Origin of the sequence: Pedobacter africanus (assembly GCF_040548825.1) — a bacterium.
GTDB classification, from domain to species: Bacteria; Bacteroidota; Bacteroidia; order Sphingobacteriales; family Sphingobacteriaceae; genus Pedobacter; species Pedobacter africanus_A.
Genome location: NZ_JBEPSL010000001.1, coordinates 2,115,231 through 2,128,211 on the forward strand (window position 1 = coordinate 2,115,231; position 12,981 = coordinate 2,128,211).

At 45.6% G+C, this 12,981-nt stretch carries 9 protein-coding genes and 1 riboswitch; all 9 genes read right to left on the minus strand.

The window, feature by feature from the left end; all coding sequences use genetic code 11:
* Nucleotides 1-63 precede the first annotated feature (63 nt).
* A complete protein-coding gene (locus tag ABIE26_RS08770; RefSeq protein WP_310137823.1) occupies nucleotides 64-453 on the minus strand; it encodes an acyl-CoA thioesterase in 390 nt (129 codons plus the stop codon).
* Between the two features lie 153 nt (nucleotides 454-606).
* Nucleotides 607-1,611, minus strand: coding sequence for a beta-ketoacyl-ACP synthase III (locus ABIE26_RS08775; RefSeq protein WP_310137822.1), 1,005 nt, complete (start codon nucleotides 1,609-1,611; stop codon nucleotides 607-609).
* 54 nt (nucleotides 1,612-1,665) lie between these two features.
* Complete coding sequence (metE, locus tag ABIE26_RS08780; protein WP_310137820.1) at nucleotides 1,666-3,984, minus strand: 5-methyltetrahydropteroyltriglutamate--homocysteine S-methyltransferase; 2,319 nt, start codon at nucleotides 3,982-3,984, stop codon at nucleotides 1,666-1,668.
* 209 nt (nucleotides 3,985-4,193) lie between these two features.
* Nucleotides 4,194-4,385, minus strand: a riboswitch (cobalamin riboswitch).
* Nucleotides 4,386-4,432: 47 nt separating this feature from the next.
* A complete protein-coding gene (locus ABIE26_RS08785) occupies nucleotides 4,433-6,199 on the minus strand; it encodes a HAMP domain-containing sensor histidine kinase (RefSeq protein ID WP_310137816.1) in 1,767 nt (588 codons plus the stop codon).
* A 36-nt stretch (nucleotides 6,200-6,235) separates the two neighbouring features.
* Complete coding sequence (locus tag ABIE26_RS08790; protein ID WP_310137815.1) at nucleotides 6,236-7,366, minus strand: sensor protein KdpD; 1,131 nt, start codon at nucleotides 7,364-7,366, stop codon at nucleotides 6,236-6,238.
* Between the two features lie 172 nt (nucleotides 7,367-7,538).
* Nucleotides 7,539-8,609 carry a porin gene (locus tag ABIE26_RS08795; RefSeq protein ID WP_310137813.1) on the minus strand — a complete coding sequence of 357 codons (1,071 nt, stop codon included), beginning with the start codon at nucleotides 8,607-8,609 and terminating at the stop codon, nucleotides 7,539-7,541.
* A 25-nt stretch (nucleotides 8,610-8,634) separates the two neighbouring features.
* Nucleotides 8,635-9,201, minus strand: a complete 567-nt coding sequence (kdpC, locus tag ABIE26_RS08800; protein WP_310137812.1) for a potassium-transporting ATPase subunit KdpC — start codon at nucleotides 9,199-9,201, stop codon at nucleotides 8,635-8,637.
* An 11-nt stretch (nucleotides 9,202-9,212) separates the two neighbouring features.
* Nucleotides 9,213-11,243: a potassium-transporting ATPase subunit KdpB gene (gene kdpB, locus ABIE26_RS08805; RefSeq protein WP_310137809.1), complete on the minus strand. Its 2,031-nt coding sequence runs from the start codon at nucleotides 11,241-11,243 to the stop codon at nucleotides 9,213-9,215.
* Between the two features lie 9 nt (nucleotides 11,244-11,252).
* Entirely contained in the window at nucleotides 11,253-12,971 is a 1,719-nt protein-coding gene (gene kdpA, locus ABIE26_RS08810; protein WP_310141477.1) for a potassium-transporting ATPase subunit KdpA, read from the minus strand.
* Nucleotides 12,972-12,981: the final 10 nt, after the last annotated feature.

Here is a 12,981-nt window from a genome sequence, read left to right on the forward strand (position 1 = left end):
CAAAGGTAATCATCATGGCCGATGATTCCTTATAAATGTAAAAGAATTCCTAAAAAAGGAAGCCTATCCCCTGAAAACAGGAACAGGCTTCTTATGCTCATCTATGGCCACAAAAGAGAATTCACCGGTCACGGCTTTCTCCCTGACGTCTGAATACATTTGTTCGATATAGATCTCCACTTTAACTTTCAAACTGGTATTGCCAATATGACTTACCCTGCCGATGAGTTCTACAATGGTACCTGCCGGAATAGGCTTATTGAAATCTATCCTATCACTGCTTACCGTAACCATACGCTGTCTGCTGAAGCGGGTGGCTGTAATAAAAGCCACTTCATCCATCATGTGCATGGCTGTACCCCCGAACAGTGTATCGTAATGGTTGGTCGTATTTGGAAAAACTGCTTTAAAAATCCGGGTCTCGGATTCCTGTATTTTATCTTCTATTGTCATTTATTATCTTATTATGCGATAAAATAACTGAACTACAAAGGAAACTCTCTGAGCCATTTTATTCAAGAAATTTACCTTCTCAGAAGAGGCATAGGAAAATTTTGTCCTTCTTCAGGACAAAGGTTTCCAGCCTCAGAAGAGAACGGTTAATTTCTACTTCTCTCTGAGCTTGCCCCATTTCAGGTAAGTAGCCCCCCATGAGAAACCAGCGCCAAATGCAGTCAATATCATTTTATCACCGTATTTAAAATCATCTTTAAAATCCCATAAGCACAAAGGAATGGTCGCGGCGGTGGTATTTCCATAACGATCGATATTTACTTTTACCTGCTCGGTAGATAAACCAAGGTACTCTCCTACAGATTGAATGATCCTTAAATTTGCCTGGTGCGGAATCAGGTGATCGATCTGTGAACTCACCAGGTCGTTTGATTTCAGCACCTCATTGCAGGTATCTGTCATACCCTGAATGGCAGCTTTAAACACTACGCGGCCGTCCTGACGAACATAATGCAATTTATCATCAAGCGTAGCCTGTGAAGCAGGAAATTTAGAGCCTCCGGCGGTAACGATAAGGTTTTCTTTACCCGAACCATCTGTTCTGAAAAAGCTGTCCATTAAGCCTACCGGTTCTTCGGTCTGTTCCAGTAAAACTGCGCCGGCACCATCTCCAAAAAGGATGCAGGTATTGCGGTCGGTGTAATTTACAATTGAGCTGTTTTTATCGGCCCCGATCACGACTACTTTTTTACAACGGCCACTTTCAATCATGCTGGCACCAAGTGTAAGTGCATATAAAAAGCCACTGCAGGCGGCATTTGTATCAATACCCCAGGCATTTTTTAATCCGGCCTTCTCGCATACCATACTCCCCGTACTCACCATTACATAATCCGGTGTAGAGGTAGACACGATTACGCAGTCAATTTCATCCGGACTTACATTGCCGTCTTCCATCAGTCTTTTAAGCGCGTAAGTTGCCATATCTGAGGTCGCAATTTCAGGGTCGTTCACAATCCTTCTCTCCTTTATCCCTGTCCTGGCAACAATCCATTCGTTATTGGTATCCACCATTTTTTCGAGGTCATGGTTACTTAAAACCGTATCCGGAACATAACCCCCAACCGCGGTAATCACCGCATTTTTCCTTATTCTCATTTGTGCGTACGTAATTCTGTAAAAGAAGGCAGGCATGCCGCCTGCCTCTTTTTTTTACAAAGTTACAGCTTCTTCCACAGATTCCCGCAGTACTTTTGCAGCTGCTACCATTTCTGTCAAAGCTTTTTTTGTTTCGGCCCAGTGCCTGGTCTTTAAGCCGCAATCGGGGTTTACCCACAGCTGTGCCGCCGGAATAACCGATCTGGCCTTTCCCAACAGGCTAACCATTTCTTCCTTAGCGGGTATGCGGGGAGAATGGATATCATAAACGCCCGGTCCGATCTCATTCGGATACTTAAAATCAGCAAAAGCATCCAGCAGCTCCATTTGCGAACGCGAGCATTCTATGGTGATCACATCTGCATCCATATCGGCAATGTGCTGAATGATGTCGTTGAACTCTGAATAACACATGTGTGTATGGATCTGGGTATCGTCTTTCACACCGCTTGCAGAGATGCGAAAAGCCTTAACCGCCCATTGCAGGTATTTCTGCCAATCCGACTTGCGCAGCGGCAGCCCCTCCCGGATGGCCGGTTCGTCAATCTGGATGATCTTAATCCCTGCCTTTTCCAGGTCGTTCACTTCATCCCTGATCGCAAAAGCAATCTGTGTACAGGTTTCAGACCGGGGCTGGTCGTTGCGTACAAAGGACCATTGCAAGATGGTAACGGGACCGGTAAGCATGCCTTTTACCCATTTTTTGCTGAGCGATTGCGCATAGGCCGACCAGCGCACTGTCATGGGTTCCGGACGGAAAACATCCCCGTAAATTACAGGTGGTTTTACACAGCGACTGCCATAACTTTGTACCCAGCCGTTTTTGGTAAAAGTAAAGCCGGCCAGCTGTTCTCCAAAATACTCTACCATGTCGTTCCGTTCAAATTCGCCATGTACCAATACGTCAATACCTGCTTCTTCCTGGAAACGGATGGTTTCTTCCGTCTCCTTTTCAATCAAGGCATCATATTCGGCAAGGTTCAGCTCTCCCTTTTTATACCTGGCCCTCCAGCTGCGTACCTCCGGGGTCTGCGGAAAAGAACCAATAGTTGTGGTAGGAAATAAGGGTAGCCCCAGCACTTCCTGCTGTAGTTTCTGTCGTACCGCAAAAGAATTGCCCCGCTGGTCATCTTTCTCCGAAATTCCAGCCATGCGTGCTTTTACAGCGGAACGGTGAATTAAGGCCGAAGTGGCCCGGCTTTGATGGGCGGTTTCATTTGCTTTCAGGCTTACTTCTGCGGCTGGGTCCTTAAGGGCCAGCTGTTTCAGTATAACCACTTCATCTGCCTTCTGGCGGGCAAAAGACAGCCATTGTTTAATTTCGGGTGTTAACACCTGATCGTTGGTTTCCAGTTCCAGATCGCATGGCGAATGGATCAGCGAGCAGGAGGGACTGATGAGCAGCCTGTTTTCTTTTATTTTGGCAAGGGTAGTTTCTATCAGAGACAAAGAAGTCTTGAAGTCATTCTTCCAGATGTTCCTGCCATCCACCAGTCCCAGCGACAGTTTCATGTGCTCAGGCAATGCAGTAAGCACAGTATCCAGCTGCTCCGGACTGCGGACCAGATCGATATGCAAAGCATGCACAGGCAGTGAAACGGCCAGTTTGGTATTTTCTTTCAAAGTACCAAAATAGGTGGCCAGTATGGTTTTCAGTTTAGGGAATTGCTTTTTGATCTCCGTATAAACGTAAGTATAAGCTGCCCGGTCTTTCTCTGTCAGGTCCAATACCAGGAATGGTTCATCAAACTGTACCCATTCCACATGTTGTTCTTCCAGTTTTTTAAGGATTTCCAGATATACCGGCAAAAGGTTTTTTATAAGGTCTATACGTTCAAAGCCCTCTTCCTTTTCCTTACCCAGCAGCAGGTAGGAAACCGGGCCTATAAGGACAGGTTTGGTGTTGATCCCCAATCTTTTACTTTCATTATATTCATCAAGTATTTTTGTCGAAAACAACTTAAACTGCTGATCTTTGGTAAATTCTGGAACAATGTAATGGTAATTGGTATCAAACCACTTGGTCATTTCCATGGCCGTGATGTCCAGTCCGTCTTTCTGGTAGCCTCTGGCCATGGCAAAATACAGGTCCAGTTCTGAATTGCCTTTGTTCAGGATCACCTCGTGGTAACGCTTAGGGATGGCACCAACCGTTAGCGAAAGGTCCAGTACCTGGTCATAGAATGAAAAATCATTGGAGGGGATCAGGTCAATCCCCGCTGCTTTCTGCAGCTCCCAGTTGTGTTTACGGATCTCCCTGCCGGTTTGTACCAGGCTTTGTATGGAAGAACTGCCCGACCAATATTGCTCGCAGGCTTTTTTGAGTTCTCTTTTGCTACCAATGCGCGGGTAGCCCAGATTGTTTGTTAGCATTTTCTTGCTTTTTAATTGATGAAAAAATCAGTTAAAAGCTCTTTGCTGAAATCTCAATGCTGTTGCGATAAGAAAAAGAAGGAAAAAAGGACATATAGAATAACGGTATCTCTTATTTCTATAAACCAGAGATATCTCCTAACGTCGATATGACGGCATGAGCCCGAAATCCATTACATCAAATAACCTCTGCTTCAAACCGCGAAAGCAATGTCAATGCGGTAAAGGCAGGTCTCCTGACTTGTAACATTTTTACCATCCTTCCCATTCCCAAAAAGGAACAGTGGATATACTAAGGGTAAAAACTTTTTGTGTTACTTACAGTTGCGCGACAGTTCGTGATTTGCACACGATTCCCTATTAATCTACAATTAAGTAAAACCATTACCGGTTGATGAAAGAAATATTTAAAGAACTTATCCTTACAAAGGTAAACTAAAAAAAGCGATTATGGTAATACCTGCGCAACTACGGGTAAAGAAAAACAGAACCTGCTGCCTTCCCCCAACTCACTTTCTACCCATATGTGCCCATCTTCAGCTGCGATAAAATCTTTTGATATGGCCAGTCCCAGTCCGGATCCCGACTTATTGTTCCCATCTGTAGGCACCTGGAAATATTTATCAAACAATCTTTCCTGGTATTTTTTTTCTATGCCTTTGCCGAAATCACGTACTGAAAACTCTATGTCATCCCCCTTTTCTATCACCTGTACTACCACTTTCGACTTTTCCGGACTATACCGAAGGGCATTCGACAAAAAGTTAACCAGCACCCAGGCCGTTTTTTCTATATCCACATATACCTGAGGCAGGTTATTCCTCGAAACCAGGTCCAGTTCTATGGCCTTTTGTTCGGCTTGAAACCTTACCGCATCCATAGCATAGATGGCTATTTTACGGGGATCAGATTTCACGAAATTCAGCTGCAGGTTGCCGGTTTCTACCTGCGCCAGGTCCAGCAGCTCACTGGTGATCTTTAACAAACGCCCGCAATCTTCCCTGATGTGCTGTACCAGCTCCTTCTGCTCAGCATTCATGCTTCCTACCCTTTCATCGTCCATCAGTTTCAAACTCATTTTAATGGAAGAAATGGGCGTCTTTAACTCGTGGGACACCGTTGCGATAAAATTTGTCTTGGCCTCATCCAGTTCCTTAAACTGGGTAATGTTTTTAAGGATATAGACCTGACCGGCGGCTTTGCCTGTCTGCACCATAGCATTATCGCCACTGTCGTCGTAATTCGGCACCATAATTTCCCTGCGTTCCAGCTGGAAATAAGATTCTTTATGGTCGGCGTAGATCTTCATGGGTTTGTCGGTATCATTTTCCTGTAAAACACGGTTCAGGAGGTCATTTCTTTTCCTCAATTCACCCGCATCCTTACCCAATACATCCTGCTGTTCAAGGTTCATCAGCTGTGCGGCAACCTTGTTCATGAAAAGCACCTCCTGCTTTTCATTTAACCCTATGATGGCATCCTGCATCTGTTCTATAATGGTCTCGATCCGCTGTTTTTCTGATTGAATCTTGGCCAGGTTACTGCTCTCCCATTTATTGAGCTCGGCAGTCATGACGTTGAAAGAATCTGCCAGTTCAGCAAACTCATCTGAACCCTTGAACTCCAGTCGCTGTTTGTAATTTTTTCTGCTGATCTCACGAATGGCATCGGCAAATTCGCGCAATGGATTGGCCACAAAGCCCGGAAAGTTAACAATGAATGAAAACAGGATCAGGAAGCAGAGGGAAGCTGCAAAGATCACATACATGGCAGCCCTTTCCACAGCTGCCTGCGCTGCTGCATTTTTCCGCACAATGGCGTTCATATTCAACTCGTCGATGGTCTTTAACTGCCACCTAACTTTGCTCAGCCCCTCCTGCCTTTCTATTAAAGATGCCGCCGGCTTAACCATCTCGTTATAAGCCAGCTTTAGTGCATGAACAGCTTTACCCTCACCTGCCTCTGTGACATTTTTCCCTTCCAACCGCAGCTGCTCATCAAAGGTGGCCATGGCTTTGGCAGGCAAAGGAAGTACATTCTCATCCAGTATGCTGCGCATTTTACTGGTATAGCTCAGCGTTTCATAATTGTCTTTAAGAATCACCTTCGATCTTTTGGAGATTTCATTCATGTAGTATAAAGAAATACCTCCAAAAAAGAGGATCACCACGAACAGGAACCCGAATCCGAGGCGAAGTTTTGTTTTTATCTTCATGATCTTATTTTTTAATGCTGTTCTTATTTACTGTACTTAACTTAAAATCACCAAGTCCGTTTCGGTCGACGAAATACTTCGCAAAAGTTGGTTAAAAATCGCAGTTCTCATTATAATCTGAAATAAATTTAAATGCGGCTTTCCAATACATATAGTTGTAATCTCTTTTTCTTCTGCCACTTTTAATATGGTTTGGGTAATCTGGTTGCTTTTTACTTTAATCACTTCTGCGCCCAGTTCTGTAGCGAGTTTAAAGTTATTGATAAGGTGCCTTTGCAGGTCCAGCTTAACCCGGTCGCCACTTTCATGGTTGTTCTGCACGTACAAAACTATCCAGGGCGAATGGTAATAGGAAGCCAACCGGGCTGTTTTACGGATCACAATCTTAGCAGTGGTATTATTGGTGGAAATGCAGGCCATAAAACGCTCGGGACGCAGCTTAATCTGTTTCGGGATTTCCAGGCTGATCTTTCTTTCCAAATGGTGTGCTACTTCTTTCAGCGCCAGTTCCCGCAGCTGCAGAATCCTTTCCGACTGAAAGAAATTCCCTAAAGCACGTGCAATTTTGCTCTGATCGTAAATCTTACCCTCCTTCAAACGGTCTATCAGCTCATCGGCCGTCAGGTCAATATTTACAATTTCATCTGCAAGTTCCAGTACCCGGTCTGGTATCCGTTCTGTAATCGGAATGCCGGTAATCTTTTCGATCTCCTCATTCATACTTTCCAGGTGCTGGATATTTACCGCCGAGATCACACTGATACCTGCCTCGAGTATATCCACTACATCCTGCCAGCGTTTGCCATTCTTACTGCCTTCAACATTGGTATGGGCCAGTTCATCCACAATCACCACCTCCGGATGCAGACTGATAATGGCATTCACATCCATTTCCTCCAGCTCCTTTCCTTTATAAAACAGCTTTCGTCTGGGAATCAGCGGAAGACCGCCCAGCAGTGCGTGAGTCTCGGCCCTGTTATGTGTCTCGACATACCCGATCTGTATGTCGATACCGTTTTTGAGTAAGGCATGAGCTTCCTGCAGCATACGATAAGTTTTCCCCACACCAGCACTCATGCCAATATAGACTTTAAATTTCCCTCTCCTTGATTTCTTGACCAGATCGAGAAACTTCCGTACAGAGCCCGATTTATTTTCTTCTTCCATTACCATTTAATCACAATGTACGCTTCTTTAACAAGGTACCATATGCCTGCAAGTAACAACAGACAAACACTTAACAAAGGAATCAGTTTAACCATATTTAATTATTTATTATAAGCCGGTCAATGTCAATACAGGACCAGCCACACCAACGCCAGCCCTGTAAAAACAAACCTTAAAAAGAAACGGCAATACTGGCCGTAACCGCGGCATTGGTATTTACCGCAGCCTCATTTTTTACAAATATTTTATCCTTACTGTCGTACAATTTTCCTTCCAGTCGCACAACGGCATTGCTGATGGGCGCATAATCGAGATTTAATGAATAACCTGTGGTTTTAAAACCATTTGCTGTACCAGCAGGTATCAAAACACCCTTCCTATCCTGGTAATGCTCTACCCGGCCAGCCACTTTCCATTTATCGGTCAGGATGTACCGGACTATGGCTACGGGCGAAAAAACCTCATTATGCGCTGAATTACCCTTAGTCTTTTGCTGGGTCCCATAATCAAAACCCAGGGTCAGACCAAACTTGTCTGTAAACTCAAATATGCCATACACATTGTGATAAAAACGGTTTACACGTATAGAGTCGGCCCCTTCTGTTCCAAGGTAATTGCTGTAGTTAACTGTGATCTTATCTGTAGGCTTCCAGGTTAGCTGCAGCCCTCCTGCCGGTTTGCTGTTGCCGTTCTGGCGGTTGATGCGCTGCCACCCGTTCAAATACAACAAAGTAGCCGCAAATTTCCCATCATGGGTAGCATAGCCCAATTTGGCGCCCGACTCATAATAAGGGGTGTTCTCTGAGGAGATGTTCCTCGTGAGTACCCAGCAATCTTTTGATACTGCACTTTCGAAACCGATATGTGAAGCAAACACTCCGGCATCCAGCCATAAATTGAGGGACTTGGAAAGCTTTAATCCCGCATTGGCCTCATAAATATTTTTGAGCACCCCCGGTTCGGCAGCCAGGTTGGCATTGGTATAGGTTCCCGCCATAACAGCCAGGTTTGCCCTGATGTTTCCATTGTCGAAACTACCTTTTATAAAACCCAGGTTCAGGTTTACCTCATTGTGCCGGTTGTGTGCGTAAATAAAACCAGGACGATTATTGTCGGCCGGTTTGTTAAAATCATATCCATAATAGGTTTCCAGGTAACCGCTAACTTTAATTACCGGTGTTTCCTGTGCCTGTGCATATATTCCTGTCGAAAGGGCAAGTGCTAATATTAAGCGTTTCTTCATGATATTTTTATTTTTTTAATTCGTCTTATTTTTTTAATTCGTCAAGGGCAAGGTTCAATTTCAGGACATTCACAGTCGAAGGACCAAACATACCCAGCAAGGGATCTGCTGTATTTTTTACGACCAGCTCAGCAACTGCCCTGTCACTGAAGCCACGTTCGGCAGCTACCCGCTTGATCTGGATCAGGGCGGCCTGCTCAGAAATGTTAGGATCCAAACCACTACCTGAGGCTGTAACCAGGTCGGCCGGGATGTCCGCTTTTTTCAGATAAGGATGGTATTTTAAAAGCGTATCTATCCTGCCGGCTACATCTTTCAGGTAATCGGCATTTGAAGCGCCTTTATTTGAGCCAGCCGATCCGGCAGCATTATAGCCTACTGCCGAGGGCCGGCCCCAGAAGTATCCGGGTTTGGTAAACAATTGTCCCAATAAGGCGTAGCCTACTACTTTACCGTTCCGGGTGATTTTTTCGCCCCCGCCATTTCCTTTGGAAAAGCCGCCCCCAAAGGCCACAATTAAAGGATATATTACGCAAAGCAGTAACATCAGCACTGCGGTAAGTCGTATAGATTGTAACAGGTACTTTTTCATGATTTCTATTTTTAAACAAATAATCCAATTAATAAATCGATAAGCTTGATGCCAATAAAAGGCACAACCACCCCTCCCAGGCCATAAACAAACAGATTTCTGCGCAGCAAGGCACTTGCACCTATGGGTTTGTAGGCCACCCCCTTCAAGGCCAGCGGAATGAGGAAAGGAATAATGATGGCGTTAAAGATCACGGCCGATAATATGGCGCTTTCCGGACTGTGCAGCCCCATAATGTTCAGGTGCTGTAAAGCTGGGATAGAAGCAATGAACAGGGCCGGTACAATAGCAAAATACTTGGCCACATCGTTGGCAATGGAAAAGGTGGTTAAGGTGCCCCGTGTGATCAGCAATTGTTTGCCGATCTCTACGATCTCGATCAGTTTGGTTGGATCGTTGTCGAGGTCGACCATATTTCCGGCCTCTTTGGCAGCCTGTGTTCCACTGTTCATGGCTACACCCACATCCGCCTGCGCCAGTGCCGGTGCATCATTGGTACCATCACCCATCATGGCCACCAGTTTACCCTGGGCCTGTTCTTCTTTAATGTAGTTCATTTTATCTTCCGGTTTGGCCTCTGCAATGAAATCATCAACACCGGCTTTTTCGGCAATAAACCTGGCAGTTAAGGGGTTATCCCCGGTGACCATCACCGTTTTCACACCCATTTTACGCAGGCGTTCAAAACGTTCACTGATGCCCGGCTTAATGATATCCTGCAATTCTATTACCCCCAAAGCCTGCTCATTCTGCGCCACCACCAGGGGTGTGCCCCCATTGCCTGCAATGGCCTTTACCTGATCTTCAATATCCATAGGAAAGGGGTTTCCTGCGGTCAAAACGATATCGCGGATGGCATCAAAGGCTCCCTTACGGATACGTTTGCCATCGGGCGTATCTATACCGCTCGACCGTGTTTCGGCTGTGAACCTGATGAATTTTGACCCTTCAGGAGCCTGGGTCATGATATGGCTGTCCTGCAGGCTCGCCAGCTCTATGATGGATTTGCCCTCGGGGGTATCATCGGCCAGTGAACTCATGACACAGGCATCCATAAAGGTTTTGATCATCAGCCCTGTGGTGGGATAAAAATTGGTGGCCTTGCGGTTACCGATGGTAATGGTCCCCGTCTTATCGAGCAGCAGCACATCAATATCGCCGGCAGTTTCTACTGCTTTACCCGATTTGGTGATCACATTGGCACGCAATGCCCTGTCCATCCCCGCAATACCAATGGCCGAAAGCAGGCCCCCGATGGTGGTAGGGATTAAACAAACAAACAGTGAAATCAAAGCTGCAATAGTGATGGGCGTATTGGCATAATCTGCAAATGGCTTTAAGGTTACGCATACAATGATGAACACCAGGGTGAAGCTGGCCAGCAAAATGGTCAGGGCAATCTCATTGGGTGTTTTCTGGCGTGATGCACCTTCAACCAGTGCAATCATCTTATCCAGGAAACTTTCACCAGGCTGGGTGCTCACCTGCACCTTGATCTGGTCGGACAAAACCTTTGTGCCCCCGGTTACAGATGATTTGTCGCCTCCGGATTCCCGGATAACGGGTGCGGATTCACCGGTAATCGCTGATTCATCAATGGTCGCAATCCCCTCTATGATCTCCCCATCTGTTGGAATGGTATCCCCGGCCTCGCAAACAAAAACATCACCTTTTTTAAGCTGACTGGAAGAGCGGATTTCGATATCCCCTTTACCCAACAATACCTTTGCAGGTGTCTCTTCCCTTGTTTTTCTTAAGCTGTCGGCCTGCGCTTTGCCCCTTGCCTCGGCGATAGCTTCGGCAAAGTTGGCGAAAAGAACGGTGAGCAGTAAGATCAGGAAAATAAAGAAGTTATATAAGGCTGATCCCTGTCCGGCGTTGCTCATTGAATAAATGGTAACAAAGGCCATGATGACTGTACCAATTTCAACCGTGAACATGACCGGATTACGTACCATCACCCTTGGATCCAGTTTGATAAAGGACTGTTTTAATGCAGTCTGCACTAAAGCGGGTTCAAATAATTTATTGGAAGTTTTCATTATTCTATTCTATTTAAGCATGGTAAAGTATTCTGCCAGTGGGCCCAGGGCCAATGCAGGAAAATAAGAGAGTGCGTTTAATACAATGATTACGGCAAAGGTCATCAGGCTGAAAGTCAGCGTATCGGTTTTTAAAGTACCGGCCGATTCAGGGATGTACTTTTTAGCGCCCAGCAAACCGGCAATCGCAATCGGGCCTATAATAGGTAAAAAACGGCCAAGCATCAGTACAAAACCGGTGGACACGTTCCAGAACACATTGTTATCGCCCAGGCCTTCAAAACCAGAACCATTATTGGCATTGGAAGAGGTCATTTCGTACAGCATCTCGGAGAAGCCGTGAAAACCAGGATTATTCAACCAGTTTTTAGGTTGTACTGCCCATGCCGCATCCCCGTAATTGCTGAATACATAACTGGCTATTGCCGTACCTGACAAGATCAGGAAGGGACTCAATAAAGTGATAAGCGCAGCTATTTTTATTTCTCTTGCCTCTACCTTATGTCCCAAAAATTCGGGTGTGCGGCCAACCATCAATCCGGAAATAAATACGGCGATGATCAGGTATATAAAGTAATTCAACACACCTACCCCACAGCCTCCGTAAAAGGAGTTGATCATCATACCCAGCAGTTGCCAGGTACCGCTCAGCGGCATGGTACTGTCGTGCATACTGTTGACTGAACCCGTAGAGATGATGGTGGTTACGGTGCTCCAATAGGCTGAAAGCGCGGGACCAAAACGGACCTCCTTCCCCTCCATGGCACCATTTGTTTGCGAAATGCCCATTTTTGCCAGAGCCGGATTACCGCCAAGCTCACTGCTGATAGTCGGTATGAGCAGTAGCAGCATGCCGATGGTCATTACACCAAATATTGTCCAGGCCAGCTTTTTACGCCTGATGAAATAACCAAAGGCGATGACCATAGCAATGGGAATCACTACCTGAGCCATCAGTTCTACCATTGCGGTCAGGTAATTCGGGTTTTCCAATGGATGTGTAGAGTTGGCACCAAACCATCCGCCGCCATTTGTCCCCAGGTGTTTAATGGCAATAAAACCTGCAGCCGGGCCACGTGATACATTTACGGTATCGCCCTGTACCGAAATAAACTGGTCTTTGCCCTCATAACTGGTTGGCGTACCATTAAAGGCAAGGATCAGGGCAATAATGAGCGATAAAGGCAAAAGCAAACGGGTGATGGATTTTACAAAGAAATCCCAGAAGTTGCCCAGTTTAACTGCCGTTTTATCTCTAAAAGCTTTAAAGAATACCACTGCAGCAGCTATACCTGTAGCGCAGCTTACAAATTGCAGGAACATCAGTACAAAGTGCTGGGTAAGGTAACTAACGCCAGATTCACCTGAGTAATGCTGCAAGTTACAATTCACCACAAAGCTGATGATGGTATTGAACGACAAATCGGGAGACATGCCCGGGTTGCCGTCGGGGTTCATGGGTAGTTTATTCTGGTACATCAATACAAAAAAGCCGTATACCAGCCAAACCAGGTTAATGGTCAACAGCGCTTTCATGTGCTGCTTCCAATTCATCTCTTCTTTGGGGTTGATACCCGACAGTTTAAATATGCCGTTTTCAATAGGTTTCAGAAAGTCTGTCCAGACCCGCTCTCCGGCAAAAACTTTTGCCAGGTATTTGCCCAGCGGAATAGCGATAGCCAGCGTGAGCAGGTAGGTGGCAACAATTCCAAGTAATTCAGTGTTCATCATTTTGTAA